We start from the raw sequence: 15,951 nt of genomic DNA on the forward strand, positions 1-15,951 counted from the left end.
TGGCGACGTATGGGGTATGAAATGGGCTAAAGCAAAACTGGTGTTAGTATATTAGTGTAGACACAAAAAGCCGAACACCTTAAAATATAAGAAGGGAAGGAAGTGTCTACAATGGCAAAAGGGCAAAAGTATTATACAGAAGAATTTAGAAAGACAATTGTAGAGCCCTATAACTCTGGTAAGAGTTTGGCAGAGCTTAGCAGCGAATATGGCATATCAAAATCAACAATCAATGGATGGATTAAGAAAGCTAAACCAATAACTGTGGATAAAGATACAACTATAACGTCAGTAGAGTATCAGGCAATGTTAAAGAAGATGGCAAGGCTTGAGGAGGAAAATAAAATACTAAAAAAAGCCATGGCCATATTCGTAAAGAAGTAACCTCTATTTTTGAGTTTATCAATGATCATAAGGAAGAGCATGATATCAAGCTAATGTATGAAGTCTTAAAGGTTTCAAGAAGCTCTTTTTATAAGTATCTAAGCAAAAACGAAAGCAAAAGAAGCATAGAAAACAAGATGTATGAGGAAGAAATACTGAAGAACTATAAAGATAGTAAAGGTCGTTATGGTGCTCCCAAAATACATAAAGTGCTTCGAGAAGAAAGAGGACATGCTATAAGCCTTAAGAGAGTCCAAAGGATTATGAAAAAACTAAATATAAAGTCCATAATTATCAAAAAATTCAGACCTCACCCTTCCAAAAGCAAAATAGAGGCTAAAGAAAACGTTTTGAAAAGAGACTTTTCAACAACTACAATAAATGAAAAATGGGTTACTGATATAACTTATATTTATACACTCAAGGACGGATGGTGCTATCTTGCTTCAGTTTTGGATCTTCATACAAATAAAATTATTGGCTATGCTTTTTAAAAGACTATGGATACAGAACTAGCTATAAAGGCTGTAGAAAATGCCTACATAACTCAAAAACCAAAGAATACTGTTATACTCCACAGTGATTTGGGCTCCCAATATACAAGCTCTAAATTTGATGGTTATCTTAAAGAGCATAATATAGTTCATTCCTTCAGCGGCAAGGGATGTCCCTATGACAATGCTTGTATAGAATCCTTTCATGCTACACTAAAAAAGGAAGAAGTAAACTTAGCTGCATACTATGACTTTGATGCTGCAAGGCTAGCTATATTTGAATATATAGAATCCTGGTACAACAGAAAAAGGCTTCATAGCAGTATCGGTTATATGACTCCTCAACAGTTTGAAGAAGCCTTAAGAAAAACTGCATAAAAATTTGAGTTTTTGTGTCTACTATATTGACATAAATCCAAAAGGAGTATGCCAGTTTTTATGGTACATCCAAGAGAAGGGTTAAATGTACAAGAGAAGCAGGAAGGTATATTTTTGACATAGACTTATCCTTAAAGGGAGAGGTCATTTCAAATAGTCTTTATCCTAACCTGGCAGAAGAACCTGAAGCAATAAAAATTGCTGAAGCTCAGTTTGCTGAAGAGGCTGAAAAAAAGTGTACCGAATTCATTAAAAAAATGAAAAGCGAATACAAGATTGACTGCTTAAGTCTTGGACGAAATGCTGCTGCAAAGTATGGTCGCCGAACAGGCGTAGACTGGAATGAGGTAGTTTCGAACTCTGAAATAAGAGTTAATGTCAAAGTTAAGGTTACTGAAATTGGAAGAGGGGATTATTAAGTAGAAAGTGTCAACACTTTAACAATTCTAATATCAACAAAATTTCTATTCATGAAAATTAGAGTATGTTTTATGTTCCCTCACACTGATAGTTTAAGAAATTTATAGGGTTAGGTAGTTATACAAATTTCCTAAATTAACCTGTTGTGCCAGTTAAATTCACTAGCAACATTTACAAATAGAAAAACCCCAGTATGTTATATTAACCTATCCAAAAACTTATGACAGAGCAGCAGTATGGGAATTAACAAGTGGGAACAATGGAATGACACTGCTTGGAGATAAAGGCTATGTGGGTAAGGATCTTGCTTCAGAACTGGAGTCTGAAAGACACATCGCTTTGATTTCTATGAAAAGAAGCAGTTGTAAAAATAAGATGCCGAAAGACTTCAGGCAAATGTTTTTCAAAGCTTGAAGAAGAATAGAAACTTGTTTTTGTGAAAATTTATCTTTTAGCACAAGAGGTTAAAGTAATAACGAAGAAAAGTTATAACATTTATTGGAATAAAAATGTTTACAAAAAAATCTAAAAACATATTGCTAATATTTGGACTATATGTTAATATTATTACATGGTCATTGGAAACGGTTCCGATAACGGTTCCGAATCCAAAATTTTATTATCACTGTATAGTGGACAAGCCATACTTATTAAATATCTACAAAGAGAGGGGATTTTTTTATGAAAGGGAAATTACTCAGTGCATTATTAAGCGTAACTGTAGCTGGAACCTTATTGGCTGGATGCAGCAGTAAGGGCAGCGAAGGAAAAAGCGGAGGGAATGCCAATACAAATGAGGGTGGAAAAGAAACAACTAATACCGCTAAAGAAATATATTTCTTAAACTTTAAGCCTGAAATTGCAGAAATTTATGATTCAATAGCAAAAGATTATGAAGCAGAGACTGGTGTTAAAGTAAAGGTTGTTACTGCAGCTGCAGGTACTTATGAAACTACACTAAAATCAGAAGTATCTAAGTCTCAGGCACCAACCATATTTCAAATTAATGGACCAGTTGGTTATCAAAATTGGAAGGATTATTGTGCAGATTTAAGTGGAACAAAGCTCTATGATATATTATCTGATAAGAGCTTAGCTGTAAAAAGCGGTGACGGTGTATATGGTATACCATATGTAGTAGAAGGTTACGGCATAATATATAATGACGCTATCATGAAAAAATACTTTGCTCTAGGAAGCAAAAAAGTTTCAATTAGCTCTGCTGCTGAAATCAATAATTTTGATTTATTAAAGCAAGTAGTTGAAGATATGACTGCACATAAAGATGAGTTGGGAATTAAAGGAGTTTTTGCATCCACATCCCTAAAAGCCGGAGAACAGTGGAGATGGCAGACTCATTTAGCTAATATGCCATTACATTATGAATTTAATGAAAAGTCCGGATACGACAGCTCAGTATTAGCAGGTCTTGATGCAAAGGAAGTAGAATTTAAGTATGCAAATAACTTTAAGAACATATTTGATTTATACATCAATAATTCAATTACTGAATCCAAACTTTTGGGAAGTAAATCCGTAGATGACTCAATGGCAGAATTTGCACTTGGCAATGTGGCAATGGTTCAGAATGGTAACTGGGCTTGGGGACAAATCAGTGGAGTTGATGGTAACACTGTAAAGGCAGAAGATATTAAGTTCCTACCAATCTACACCGGTGTTGCAGGTGAAGAAAATCAAGGTTTAGCAGTAGGTACTGAAAACTATTTTGCAATTAACAGCAAGGTTTCAAAAGAAGAGCAAGAAGCTTCTGTAGCATTTTTAGAGTGGTTATTCACCAGCCAGAAAGGGAAGGATTATGTAAAAAATAAATTAGGTTTCATTGCACCATTCAATAGTTTCGGCGAAAATGAAAAGCCAACAGATCCACTGGCAAAAGAAGTACTGGCTTGGATGGATAAAGGTGTTACTTCCGTTCCATGGACCTTTGCAGCCTTCCCAAGTGAAGATTTTAAAAATTACTTTGGCGATGCATTGTTGCAATATGCACAGGGCAATATGACTTGGGATGAAGTTGTAACAATAGTAAAGGATTCATGGGCATCTGAGAAGTCAAAATAGTTAAGATTTTATAAGATCGAATGAAAAAATGGTGGGTTTGGAGGATAAACTCTGACTCACCATTTAAATTAATATTAAATAGGAGAAGATGTTATGGAAAAAAAGTTAAAGATGTATTTTCCTGTTTTTATCCTACCAACACTTGTAGCATTTACCATAGCCTTCTTAATCCCCTTTGTCTTGGGGGTATACCTTTCTTTTACAAAGTTTACTACTGTTGTAGATGCTAAATGGGTAGGTTTTGACAATTATATTAAAGCTTTTCAAAATAAAGAGTTTATAAATGCACTCTGGTTTACGGTAAGATTTGCGGCAATATCAGTGATAACAATCAATGTATTCGCTTTTGCACTGGCATATTTATTGACAAAGGGCAAAAAGGGTACAAATATATTTAGAACTATATTTTTTATGCCTAACCTAATTGGAGGAATCGTATTAGGTTACATTTGGCAGCTAATCATCAATGGAGTCCTCTACAAATTGGGAGTTACACTGACTGTTAATCCTAAATATGGTTTTTGGGGATTGACGGTATTAATGAACTGGCAGCTGATAGGATACATGATGATTATATATATTGCCGGTCTTCAAAATGTACCGGGAGAACTCTATGAAGCTGCAAAAATAGATGGAGCAGGTTCCTGGAGGATATTGAGAAGCGTAACAATTCCAATGGTAATGCCGGCTATCACAATATGTTTATTTCTTTCCTTATCAAATTCTTTTAAACTATTTGACCAAAACTTGGCCTTGACAGCGGGTGCACCTTCAAGAAAGACAGCAATGTTGGCCTTAGACATATATAATACCTTCTATGGCAAGATGGGCTGGGAAGGTGTTGGACAAGCGAAAGCTGTTGTATTCTTTATTTTGGTGGCAGCCATAGCCTTTTTACAACTTGTACTTACCAGAAGAAAGGAGGTTGAGAACTAATGAAGAGCTCAAAACTAAAAGATGGTTTAATATTTTTACTGTTATCCATATTGTCTATCTTGTTTTTAACACCGATTTTTATAGTCTTTATGAACTCCTTTAAAGGTAAATTTTTTATCAGTGACACTCCTTTTATGCTGCCTGACAGTAAAACTTTTGTTGGAATCAGCAACTATATCAGCGGTATAAGCAAGACAGGTTTTCTAAATGCTTTTGGGTGGTCATTGTTTATAACAGTTAGTTCTGTTTTGGTTATCATATTATTTACTTCCATGACAGCCTGGTATATAACAAGGCGTAAGTCAAAATTCACCAGTGGACTGTACTATTTATTTGCCTTTTCAATGATTGTACCCTTTCAGATGGTTATGTTCACAATGGTAAAGGTAGCAAATGTTTTGCATTTGGATAATCCTTTTGGAATTATTGTTATTTATTTAGGTTTTGGAGCAGGCTTGTCAGTATTTATGTTTTCAGGATTTGTCAAGGCCATTCCTTTTGAAATCGAGGAGGCTGCAGTGATAGATGGCTGCAATCCGCTACAGACATTTTTTAGGGTGGTAGCTCCCATATTAAAGCCTACTGCTGTAACCGTAGGGATCTTAAATACCATGTGGATATGGAACGACTATCTATTACCTTACCTGCTTATAGGAAGTGACTATAAGACCATACCAATTGCTGTTCAGTATTTACAGGGGGGGTATGGTTCAATAGATATGGGGGCCATGATGGCTGTGCTGGTTTTAGCTATCATTCCTATAATAATCTTTTACCTTGTATGTCAGAAGTATATTATTGAAGGGGTTGTGGCCGGAGCGGTTAAGGGATAAGCTAAGATTAAATAAGATTTTGAGTATGAGAATGAGGCAGTGTCTGTATAGCTTTAAATTTATAATGTTTACTTTCTACTATGGTTGTATGACGAGACTAGGCATGCTCCTCAAGGACTGCCTAGTTTGTCTTAATATTAGCTTTTTGAAAATAATAAGCCACATTTAACTGAGGAGAATATTAAATTTTTCAACGGCCTTAAGTTCCTGTGATTTATCTCAGAAATCATGTTGATAACACAAGACAAGTTTTATCCTTTATAGAGGATCAAGTAAAGCCGGATTACCATGTAATGAAGGAAATGGGAATAAGATATGAGGAAGATTCTGCCCTTCTAAAGGTTATGTCTAAGGAATTAGCAGTGGCCTCAAAGAATATCAGCAGCAGTCAATGAAGTAACACAACAGGCCCAAGGAACCACGGATTTAGCTGAGAGAATAGCAGGTATAGTAAGAAATTTAAAAATTTAATCAGTTATATGTTACATATGTAGAAAATTTCCATGTATATTGCACTTATCGACATTATTAGATATAATTAAGAATTGTTAAGAAACCTATGGAATTTATAATGTGAAGAGGATGAATCATTATGGAGGCAATTACAATCAAGGACATTGCTAGATTATGCGGGGTAGGTGTAAGTACAGTATCTAGAGCGATAAACAATCATCCTGATATCAATGAAGAGACTAAAGCAATGATTATGAAGGTTATAAAGGAAAATAATTATATTCCTAATAATAGTGCCCGTAATCTAAAAAGATCAGATTCAAGAACCATTGCTGTATTAATTAAAGGCATTACAAACCCTTTTTTCAGCGGTATGATCAAGACTTTTGAGAGGATAATAAAGGAAAAAAAGTATTCCTTTATCTTACATCGTGTAGAAGAGAAGGAAGACGAAATAGATGTAGCAATTCAATTAGTTAAAGAAAAAAAGCTAAAGGGAATTGTATTTTTAGGGGGACATTTTTCTCATTCTGACGAAAAGCTAAGGCAGTTGACTGTGCCCTTTGTGCTAAGTACCATTGAAATTTCCCAGAGAATCGATAAGACTCTTTGTTCATCTGTCTCCGTTGATGACTTTAAGGAAAGCTACAAAATAGTTGATTATTTGTGTAAGCTCGGTCACACTAAAATAGCTATTATCACTGCTCCCATAGATGATGAGAGTATAGGTAACCTAAGATTTAATGGCTATGAAAGTGCTTTAAAGGATAATGGCATTGAAGTTAAGGAAAGTTTAGTTAGATTTATGAAAGATGACATAGACAGTTACTCTATGGAGAATGGGTATGTTGTTACAAAGGAACTTCTTGAATCCGGAGAAGATTTTACAGCTATCTATGCAATATCCGACAGCATAGCAATCGGTGCATGTAAAGCTATTTTTGATGCCGGTAAGAAGGTGCCTGAGGACTACTCTGTGGCTGGCTTTGATGGATTGGATATAGCAAAGTACTACAATCCCTCAATAACAACAATCAGACAGCCTGTTGAAGAAATGGCTGAGGAAACTATTAAAATTTTATTTGACATTATTAGAAAAAAAGCTCCCACTCAGCATAAGATCTTTAAAGGTGAGCTAGTGATAGGGCAATCCACAAAGAATATTGATAAGAGATAGAAGACCGCATGAACAAGCCGATTAGGGTGATTACAGCACTTTAACCGGCTTCTTTACATAATTATATAAAAAGTATCATGTTACTAACCTGAAAAATTAGAACCTTATATCTTAGTCATCAGTATAGTAAGATGAAGCTAGAAAACGTTGAGGTATATATGTGTCCTCAGGGTTCTCAGTGGATCCATGTTATAAATTTTGAAGCCACAACAACAGCTTGTTATCTAAATCAAGATATAATTGTAACATATTAAGTAGGTGTTAATATAATATATAAAAGACCTTATACAAAGGTTGTAAGGAGTTTTGCTGGAGGGATAAAATGGAGGCTGTAATAATATTACTATTTGCTACTGTTGCAGTGTTGATATCCGTTACCCAAGATAAAAATCATGAGCGGAAGATAGAGGACAAGATTAAGGAGTTAGGCGGTCAGGTTATAGAGATAAAAAGAGAAAAGTATTCTACAGGCCCTTATACCATTATTGCTAGAGGAAAAATCGTTTACAGAATAAAGTATAAAATTGGCAGTGAAATAAAAGAAGGATGGGTGAAGTTCGGAGACCTGTTCGGACCTGATTGGAGACTGTAAGAGGAATATATCTTCTTACAGTCTTTTGTCATAATTTATGGGCATTTATATTGTTAGTAATAGCCAGATTTGATATAATAAAAATCAATGTATGCCTTTAAGAGGGGCTAAATACATACATAAAATACATACATATTACTTATTAGAAGGAGAATGCAAATGAAGACAACCGCTATAGTACTATTTATTTTAACCTATGCACTGTTACTTATATTTCCAAGGGTCAGAGCATATATTGCTTTAGCTTCAGCTTCAGCCTTTGTGATTCTTGGTATTATGCCAGTGGATAAGGTGCTTACCACTGTGGACTGGAATGTCATCCTGATGATAGCAGGAACAATGGGAATTGTATCCTTGTTTATTGAATCAAAAATGCCTGCGTTACTTGCAGATCTGATAATTGAAAGAACTCCTAATATAAAATGGGCCGTTATTTCTTTATCATTATTTGCCAGCCTCATTTCTGCCTTTGTAGATAATGTGGCAACGGTATTAATGGTGGCGCCTGTAGCTTTAACCATAGCAAAGAAATTAAACATTTCTCCGGTTAACAGTATTATTGCCATTGCAGTAGCGTCAAATCTACAAGGAGCTGCAACCTTAGTTGGGGACACAACCTCCATCCTTTTGGGCGGTTATGCTAATCTAAACTTTCTAGATTTTTTCTTTTTTCAGAATAAGTTAGGATTATTTTGGGTTGTACAGGCTGGTGCATTAGCATCAACCTTTGTTCTGATGTATATATTCAGAAAGGATAAGCAAAAGATTAATGCAATTGAGAGAACCAGAGTTGAAGATTATTTTCCAACAGTGCTTTTGGTCGGAATGGTAGTTCTCCTAATTATTGCCTCCTTCCTGCCCAATATGCCACGTACAATTAACGGAATTATCTGTGTAAGTCTATTTGTGATTGGCCTAGTGAGAAATTTGATAGTTACTGGAAACTTCCAGGTTTTCAAAAAGGCAATGAGAGAGATAGATTATTTTACAATATTGTTGTTAGCTGGACTGTTTGTTGTGGTTGGCGGAATAACAGAAGCTGGAATTATAGAAGATATCAGTAATATTTTCGTTAAAGTCAGCAAGGATAATATTTTTGTGATCTATACCCTTGTCGTATGGGCCTCTGTAGTTTTCTCAGCCTTTATTGATAATATACCGTATGTTGCAACTATGCTGCCTGTAGCCGCAGGAATTTCAAAGGTATTAAATATCGAGCCATATATTCTATATTTTGGATTGCTTATCGGTGCAACCTTAGGAGGTAACTTGACTCCTATAGGAGCTTCAGCAAATATTACTGCACTAGGAATATTGCGAAAAGATGGCCACGAAGTAAGTGCGGGACAATTTATGAAAATTGGTGTTCCCTTTACACTGGCTGCGGTAATAACGGGTTACGTGATAATTTGGTTATTGTGGATTTAGAAAACTTCAAATTGATGTGGGATAATTGAAAGTTTAAAAAATTGAGAGTTAATAATGAAAAATTATTAACTCTCAATTTTTTAAAATCAGAATTATAAGCTGCAAATAAAACCGCAAGTATCTTTATATGGCCTTTGACTTCTTACTGTCTAGAAAGTTAATACTATTTGCTTCAATATTTATATAGTATTTTTTGGGTTCCCCTTCTCTTTCAACAGATCTGACGGTTATTCTGCCGGATACGGATATGAGTCTTCCCTTTGTCAAATAGTCAATGAGCTTGAAAGCGGCATCTGTAAAATAAACCACAGGAATAAAATCTGCTTTGCTCTCTCCATCTTTTTTATAGTTTCTTTCTACTGCCAAGGTGAATTTTAAGGCACTTCTTTCTACGTTATTGAATTCCAATAGTTCGGCGTCTCGAGTTAATCGGCCAATTAATAATACATTGTTCACTATAAATCACTCCTTTTCCTGTAAGTATATCCATCCTGCAGAGATTCAAACATAAGTTCTAATATTTTTTACATCCTTTTAATAAATTTGCTATTAACATTCTTCCTGCATACGGATTACAGTATGGTTTTGCATATATACCGCAAACTGATTCCCCATTTGTTACTTAACGGGGTTAAGGAAGCTGCCGCCGGAAATTCATCAAAACCTTTCGGTAGTACTGGATGACCTTATAAGTGCTGGAAGAGTAGCAGGAATGTTGAATTCAATTCTACTAAAGCATCAATTTATAATTGTTGGATCTGTAAGAGTGGAAACAGTGGAGATATAAAATTATTTATAGACATTGGGTATGGTGACATATGCAATACTACAGCCTTGATCCCAAGTATTTAGGGATAAAAGCACTATATTTATTTGCAAGTACAAGCAATAGAATTGCTTGTAGTTGCAGTGAAATTGATTTGGCGGTTCATTTCCAGGGCAATTAAGGGAAAAGGAGTGAATTGCTACAGTGGCTAAAGGGGTGAAACCTATTCCTTATGACTAAAGAAATATTTAGTTATTCGACAAAAACAAGAAAACAGTTTTGTTAAAATAATATTTTAACAACAGTAGAGTTTTTTGAAGGAAAAGTGCCATTTGACAATATAAGTACTGGCGATAAGACCATCCAAGAAAAAGTTGCCATTGGAAAATCCGGAGAATAACATAAAATATTTGTATATATGTACATGTAATGTAAATAATAATATATTTCTAAAAATTTTTCAAAAAAATATTGTCTATTAATTAACAATATGATAGTATTTATTTGGGAATGAAAAACGTTGTTAAAAACGGATGGAGGGTGAAACATGAAAAAGAAAAAAGTATTATCAATGATTGTAACATCAATTTTGACAGTTGCATTAATTGCAGGATGTTCCTCAGCTAAAAAGACTGAAGAAGGAAATAAGACTGATGGAGGCACAAAAGTAGAAGAAGGAACAAAGACTGAAGAAGGAGCAATAGTTAAGCTAGGTCTGGGACAAAGCACATCAATTGCTAAATCTAAGGATGCAGACGGTGCAGATGTTACTGCTCTTGGACAAGTTGATACAATAATGGCAGCTGTAGGTTTTGACAAGGACGGTAAGGTTGTAAGTGTAACAATTGACAATGCACAGACTAAAGTTGAATTCAACAAGGACCTTACATTAAAGTCAGATGTTAATGCTGAGTTAAAGACAAAGGTTGAGCTAAAAGATGGATATGGAATGAAGAAGGCATCAGCTATCGGTAAAGAATGGTACGAGCAGATTGCTGAACTTGAAAAGTGGATGGTTGGCAAGACTGTTGAAGAAATAAAGGCTATGAAAACTGTAAAGAAGGATGATTCTCATCCCGCAGTTCCAGATGAAGCTGACTTAAAGTCCTCAGTTTCAATATCTGTTGAAGGATATATTGCTGTTGTAGAAGAAGCATATAAGAATGCAGTTGAGGTTAAGGGCGGAGCTGTTAAGGTTGGTCTTGGCCACAATGTATCAATAGCTAAATCAAAGGGCCTTGCAACAAAAGATGGAAAAGAAGTTCTTCCATTAGCACAGGTTGATACAGTAATGGTAGCAAGCGCGTTTGATAAAGATGGTAAAGTTGCTGCGGCTTTAATAGATAATGCTCAAACTAAAGTAAACTTCGATAATACTGGTAAAGTAACTAGCGACAAAGCTGCTGAGCTTAAGACTAAGGTTGAACTTAAAGAAGAATATGGCATGAAGAAGGCCTCAGCTATCGGTAAGGAATGGTATGAACAAGCAGCAGCACTTCAAGATTGGATGGTTGGTAAGACTGTTTCTGAAATAACTGGAATGAAAACTGTAAAGAAGGATGATTCTCATCCAGCAGTTCCAGATGAAGCTGACTTAAAGTCTTCAGTATCAATAAGCGTTCAAGATTACTTAGCAGCTCTTGAAGAGTCAAGCAAAAACGCTAAATAATAAGTAAATATAAAACTCTCTCACAGTACTGTGGGGGAGTTTTTAAAATTTACCGCTTGTTAAGATATGAGGCTTTTGCTATCATTAAATAGATGTTAACTGTATATTATACTGCAATGGGAGGAAACCATAATGCGAATGAAAAGAATTGCTGTCGGATTCATGATATTATCCCTTGTTCTTATAATTTTTAGCGGCTGTAAAAGAGAGCAGAAAAGCGAATATGTAAAATTTAGTCAAAGCTTTTATGATACCTTTGATACAATAATAAATGTGGTAGCCTATACAAAGACAGAAGAAGAGTTTAATGGCTATATGGAAAAGATACAGGCCAGGTTCAAAGAACTTCATAAATTATATGATATATACAATAACTATGAAGGAATTAATAATATAAAGACAATTAACGACAACGCCGGCATAAAGCCTGTTAAGGTAGATAAAGAGATAATAGATTTAATACTCTTTGCAAAGGACTGGTACAAACGGACCGGTGGACGTACCAATATTGCAATGGGCTCTGTTTTAAGAATCTGGCATGATTACCGTACCGCAGGTAAAGACGATCCTGAAAATGCAAAACTACCTCCAATGGAAAAACTTCAGGAAGCTGTAAAGCATACTGACATAGAAAAGGTCATTGTGGATGAGAAAAACAGCACAGTGTATCTGGCGGAAAAGGAAATGAGCTTGGATGTGGGAGCTATAGCAAAAGGCTATGCTACAGAAATTGTGGCAAAGGAAATTATGGCTCAAGGTATGCAGTCAGGTATTATCAATGCCGGCGGCAATGTGAGGACCATGGGAAAACCCCTTGACGGAATAAGAGAGAGGTGGGGAATAGCACTTCAGGATCCTAATAAAGTCATATTTTCTGATGAGGAGAATACCCTTGATACTGTTTTTGTAAGCAATGCTTCTGTTGTAAGCAGCGGAGACTATCAAAGATATTATATTGTAGACGGAGAGGTATACCATCATTTAATTGATCCAGATACATTAATGCCCGGAGATTACTACAGTGCGGTTACCGTTGTGGTTAATGATTCAGGGTTGGCAGATTTTTTATCCACTACTGTGTTTTTACTGCCTTACGAAAAAAGCCGTGCCCTGGTGGAGTGCTTAGACAATGTGGAGGCCATGTGGGTGATGAAGGACGGGAAAATTGAAGTTACGGAGGGCATGAAAAAAATTATGAAAAGTTATGGTGCAACTGGAGCAAGAGCAAACTAACACATAGGAGAGAAAACTATGAATATACAAATTTTCGGCACAAAGAAATGTTTTGACACTAAGAAAGCAGAACGGTACTTCAAAGAGAGAAGAATTAAATTTCAGTTTATCAACTTGAATGAAAAGAGCTTAAGCAAAAGAGAACTGGAAAGCGTTAGAATAGCCGTTGGCCTCGATGAACTGATAAACACATCAGCTAAAGAATATGAGACCTTAAATCTTGCAAACATCAAAAGCGCAAGCATAAAGGAAGAAATACTTCTAAACAACCCTAAGCTCTACAAAACGCCTATAGTCCGTAATGGGAAACAGGCCACTGTGGGCTATAAGCCGGAGGTTTGGAAGGGCTGGCAGTAGTATAAGATTAGGAAATTCGGATTAAAAATAAATTGCGTTAATACGCAATTTTCTTTTTTTGCGTCGCAAAATAGCCTGCCTGCATATAATGTACTATAGCATTATATAAGAGGTAGCATATGACCGAATTAATAATTCAATACGTCTTAATCGTACTAATGGTGTTGGGCATTGCATACTTTATATATTTCCTGAGGGAAAAAGGGGTAATCAGGGATGACGACTACTATGGAATAACCTATACAATTCTTGCCCAATTGGAGAACCATGAAGCTACAAAGGAAAATGTTAAAAAGATCCTTAGGCAGGTTGCTGCTGTTGTAAAGTTTGTGGAGGAAACCTACGGCGGTGACAGTGACAAGCTGAAAGAGGATAGGGCCATTGCTATGGCAAGGGAAGCCATCAGAGAAGTAGACATAGGAAGTGACCTAGGGGACAATGCTTTAAGGTACTTAGTAAGATTAGCCTGTGCACTAGAGATGAAGACAAAAGATGAATAGCATATTTATATATCACCTTATAATAAATCTGGATAGGTTTATTATAAGGTGATTTTTATATACATTTTTCAGTATTTGTAATATATCACTGTCCGTGATAAAATAATTGGTGGATTATCTCTTTTTGAAATTATATTGACAATATACTGATAATCTGCAATGATAAATTAAGTGATTCCAAACATATATTTGCATACGATGGAGAATATGAGGTTATAAATAAAGATGCACATAGCTAATGAAAGTATGGAAACTGCATAAGTATTTCCACAGGGGGGACAACAAAATGAATAAGGATGAAAATATGAAAAGCAGTTATGATGTCACGGATTTGACATCCTTAGAAAAGCTAGAGCCGGTAAGAGTGAGGCCGGGAATGTATATCGGTTCAACAGGCAGTAAAGGACTTCATCACTGCATATGGGAAGTGCTGGACAATGCCATTGATGAAATATCCAATGGCTATGGGGATAAGGCAACTGTTATCCTAAACAAGGATAAGAGTGTAACCATTATTGACAATGGGAGAGGAATCCCTACCGGCATACATCCTGTTAAGAAAAAGTCTGGTGTTGAGATGGTTTATACTGAGCTCCATACCGGCGGAAAGTTTGATAATAAGAACTACAAGACCTCCGGTGGACTGCACGGTGTAGGTGCAGCGGTGGTGAACGCGCTGTCTGAGTGGCTGGAGGTAGAGGTTTATCAAAACGGACATGTATATAGACAGCGTTTTGAGTACGCTTATGATAAGTCCTTGAAAAAGATGATGCCCGGCACCCCGGTGACAGAACTTGAAATTGTGGGAAAAAGCAATGAAACCGGTACAAAGGTGACCTTTCTGCCTGATAAAAAGGTTTTTACCACTACGGAATTTAAATGGGAAGTAATTGACGAAAGACTTCAAGAACTGTCCTTTCAGAATAAGGGTATAACTCTTATACTTATAGACAACAGAAAGGATGAACCCGTTGAGAAAACCTATCACTCTGAGAGAGGACTCCTAGACTTCATAGACTATCTGAATGAAAGTAAAACTGTACTCCATCAGCAGCCCATCCTATTCGAGGGTGAAAGAGAAGTAAACGGCTTGTTTTTATATGCTGAAGTTTGTGTTCAGTTCACAGATTCCTCTACAGAATACATAGCAAGCTATGTAAATAACATCCCTACCACTGAAGCTGGTACCCATGAGTCAGGTTTTAAGACAGGTATGACCAGAGCCTTCAAGGAATGGGCTAAAAAATTGAATATTATAAAAGAAAAGGATAAGGAATTTGAAGGGGACGACCTAAGAGAAGGTATGACGGCCATTGTGAGAATTAAGCTGTCAAATCCGATTTTTGAAGGCCAAACTAAGACTAAGCTCGGCAACAATGAAGCCTACACTATGATGAACGATTTAAGCTACACTAAATTCTCAGAGTGGATTGAGGACAATAAAGAAGTAGCTTCCGGTATTATAACCAATGCAGTGGAGGCGGCGGCTAGAAGAGAGAAAATTAGGAAGATTAACGAAGCAGAAAAGAAAAAGATAGGAAAGGGTGCTGCCCCACTGGCAGGAAAGATTGCCGTATGTACTATGAAAGACCCTGAGTACTGTGAGTTCATAATTGTTGAGGGAGATTCCGCCGGAGGAAGTGCTAAACAGGCCAGGGACAGGAGGTTCCAAACCATAATGCCTTCTAAGGGTAAGATTATGAATACGGAAAAGCAGAAGCTGGAGAATGTACTTGCCAGCGAGGAGCTAAAGATCTTCAACGCAGCTATAGGAACCGGTGTTTTGGATAACTACAATGAGAAGGACTTGAGATACAACAAGATCATAATCATGAGCGATGCGGACGTGGATGGCTATCACATTAGAACCCTATGGATGACCTATATCTATAGATATATGAGGCCTTTAATAACCAATGGACATCTTTATATGGCCCTACCACCCTTGTACAAGGTCTATAAGCAAACTAAGAAGGGTGACATTGTTCAGTATGCCTATAGTGACGAAGAATTGGAGAAGGTTAAAAAGGCAGTGGGCAAGGGGGCATTAATTCAAAGATATAAGGGACTGGGAGAAATGAATCCTGACCAGCTTTGGGAAACCACACTAAATCCGGAGACAAGAACCCTGCAGCAGGTAACCATTGAAGATGCCTCTAAGGCTGAGAAGATGATATCCCTTCTCATGGGTGATGTGGTAGAACCAAGAAAAAATTATATGTATAAGTACGCTGAATTTTAACGGATTGGAG

General features: G+C 36.3%; 15 protein-coding genes and 1 pseudogene. 15 read left to right on the forward strand and 1 reads right to left on the reverse strand.

Annotated elements, in window-relative coordinates; all coding sequences use genetic code 11:
• The first annotated feature begins 111 nt into the window (after positions 1–111).
• The 10 genes and pseudogenes from FHY60_RS06050 to FHY60_RS06095 all read left to right on the forward strand — a co-directional run bounded on the left by FHY60_RS06050 (position 112) and on the right by FHY60_RS06095 (position 9,174).
• Positions 112–1,256: pseudogene (locus FHY60_RS06050) on the forward strand (IS3 family transposase).
• A 35-nt stretch (positions 1,257–1,291) separates the two neighbouring features.
• A complete protein-coding gene (locus FHY60_RS06055) occupies positions 1,292–1,675 on the forward strand; it encodes a Ger(x)C family spore germination C-terminal domain-containing protein (RefSeq protein WP_139904118.1) in 384 nt (127 codons plus the stop codon).
• A gap of 199 nt (positions 1,676–1,874) precedes the next feature.
• Positions 1,875–2,090, forward strand: coding sequence for a transposase (locus tag FHY60_RS06060; protein ID WP_243122271.1), 216 nt, complete (start codon positions 1,875–1,877; stop codon positions 2,088–2,090).
• Positions 2,091–2,357: 267 nt separating this feature from the next.
• Complete coding sequence (locus FHY60_RS06065) at positions 2,358–3,755, forward strand: ABC transporter substrate-binding protein (protein ID WP_139904120.1); 1,398 nt, start codon at positions 2,358–2,360, stop codon at positions 3,753–3,755.
• Between the two features lie 93 nt (positions 3,756–3,848).
• A complete protein-coding gene (locus FHY60_RS06070) occupies positions 3,849–4,691 on the forward strand; it encodes a carbohydrate ABC transporter permease (RefSeq protein WP_139904121.1) in 843 nt (280 codons plus the stop codon).
• Entirely contained in the window at positions 4,691–5,524 is an 834-nt protein-coding gene (locus FHY60_RS06075; protein WP_139904122.1) for a carbohydrate ABC transporter permease, read from the forward strand. The genes FHY60_RS06070 and FHY60_RS06075 overlap by 1 nt, the downstream gene beginning before the upstream one ends.
• Before the next feature lie 209 nt (positions 5,525–5,733).
• Positions 5,734–5,919, forward strand: coding sequence for a hypothetical protein (locus FHY60_RS06080; protein WP_139904123.1), 186 nt, complete (start codon positions 5,734–5,736; stop codon positions 5,917–5,919).
• Positions 5,920–6,116: 197 nt separating this feature from the next.
• Positions 6,117–7,154, forward strand: coding sequence for a LacI family DNA-binding transcriptional regulator (locus FHY60_RS06085; protein ID WP_139904124.1), 1,038 nt, complete (start codon positions 6,117–6,119; stop codon positions 7,152–7,154).
• A gap of 322 nt (positions 7,155–7,476) precedes the next feature.
• Positions 7,477–7,746, forward strand: coding sequence for a hypothetical protein (locus tag FHY60_RS06090; RefSeq protein ID WP_139904125.1), 270 nt, complete (start codon positions 7,477–7,479; stop codon positions 7,744–7,746).
• Positions 7,747–7,905: 159 nt separating this feature from the next.
• A complete protein-coding gene (locus tag FHY60_RS06095; protein ID WP_139904126.1) occupies positions 7,906–9,174 on the forward strand; it encodes an SLC13 family permease in 1,269 nt (422 codons plus the stop codon).
• Between the two features lie 123 nt (positions 9,175–9,297).
• Here the strand turns inward: FHY60_RS06095 and FHY60_RS06100 are convergent, their stop codons facing one another.
• Positions 9,298–9,630 (reverse strand): single-stranded DNA-binding protein, encoded by a 333-nt coding sequence (locus FHY60_RS06100; RefSeq protein ID WP_139904127.1) that lies wholly within the window; start codon positions 9,628–9,630, stop codon positions 9,298–9,300.
• Positions 9,631–10,487: 857 nt separating this feature from the next.
• On the opposite strand from FHY60_RS06100, the gene FHY60_RS06105 reads away from it, so the two are divergent.
• The 5 genes from FHY60_RS06105 (at position 10,488) to FHY60_RS06125 (ending at position 15,941) form a co-directional block, all read left to right on the forward strand.
• Positions 10,488–11,609, forward strand: coding sequence for a hypothetical protein (locus FHY60_RS06105; RefSeq protein ID WP_139904128.1), 1,122 nt, complete (start codon positions 10,488–10,490; stop codon positions 11,607–11,609).
• 132 nt (positions 11,610–11,741) lie between these two features.
• On the forward strand, positions 11,742–12,842 hold the full coding sequence (locus FHY60_RS06110; RefSeq protein ID WP_243122241.1) for an FAD:protein FMN transferase: 1,101 nt from the start codon (positions 11,742–11,744) through the stop codon (positions 12,840–12,842).
• 18 nt (positions 12,843–12,860) lie between these two features.
• Positions 12,861–13,199 (forward strand): arsenate reductase family protein, encoded by a 339-nt coding sequence (locus tag FHY60_RS06115; RefSeq protein WP_139904129.1) that lies wholly within the window; start codon positions 12,861–12,863, stop codon positions 13,197–13,199.
• A gap of 119 nt (positions 13,200–13,318) precedes the next feature.
• Complete coding sequence (locus tag FHY60_RS06120; RefSeq protein WP_139904130.1) at positions 13,319–13,699, forward strand: hypothetical protein; 381 nt, start codon at positions 13,319–13,321, stop codon at positions 13,697–13,699.
• 286 nt (positions 13,700–13,985) lie between these two features.
• Positions 13,986–15,941 carry a DNA gyrase/topoisomerase IV subunit B gene (locus FHY60_RS06125; RefSeq protein WP_139904131.1) on the forward strand — a complete coding sequence of 652 codons (1,956 nt, stop codon included), beginning with the start codon at positions 13,986–13,988 and terminating at the stop codon, positions 15,939–15,941.
• The last annotated feature ends 10 nt before the right edge of the window (positions 15,942–15,951 follow it).

Origin of the sequence: Clostridium thermarum (assembly GCF_006351925.1) — a bacterium.
GTDB lineage: Bacteria > Bacillota > Clostridia > Clostridiales > Clostridiaceae > Clostridium_AU > Clostridium_AU thermarum.

Bases quoted from the DNA above. Each gene is read 5' to 3' on its own strand.
- FHY60_RS06065 (WP_139904120.1), top strand. From the start codon at position 2,358: ATGAAAGGGAAATTACTCAGTGCATTATTAAGCGTAACTGTAGCTGGA.
- FHY60_RS06070 (WP_139904121.1), top strand. From the start codon at position 3,849: ATGGAAAAAAAGTTAAAGATGTATTTTCCTGTTTTTATCCTACCAACA.
- FHY60_RS06075 (WP_139904122.1), top strand. From the start codon at position 4,691: ATGAAGAGCTCAAAACTAAAAGATGGTTTAATATTTTTACTGTTATCC.
- FHY60_RS06085 (WP_139904124.1), top strand. From the start codon at position 6,117: ATGGAGGCAATTACAATCAAGGACATTGCTAGATTATGCGGGGTAGGT.
- FHY60_RS06090 (WP_139904125.1), top strand. From the start codon at position 7,477: ATGGAGGCTGTAATAATATTACTATTTGCTACTGTTGCAGTGTTGATA.
- FHY60_RS06095 (WP_139904126.1), top strand. From the start codon at position 7,906: ATGAAGACAACCGCTATAGTACTATTTATTTTAACCTATGCACTGTTA.
- FHY60_RS06105 (WP_139904128.1), top strand. From the start codon at position 10,488: ATGAAAAAGAAAAAAGTATTATCAATGATTGTAACATCAATTTTGACA.
- FHY60_RS06110 (WP_243122241.1), top strand. From the start codon at position 11,742: ATGCGAATGAAAAGAATTGCTGTCGGATTCATGATATTATCCCTTGTT.
- FHY60_RS06115 (WP_139904129.1), top strand. From the start codon at position 12,861: ATGAATATACAAATTTTCGGCACAAAGAAATGTTTTGACACTAAGAAA.
- FHY60_RS06120 (WP_139904130.1), top strand. From the start codon at position 13,319: ATGACCGAATTAATAATTCAATACGTCTTAATCGTACTAATGGTGTTG.
- FHY60_RS06125 (WP_139904131.1), top strand. From the start codon at position 13,986: ATGAATAAGGATGAAAATATGAAAAGCAGTTATGATGTCACGGATTTG.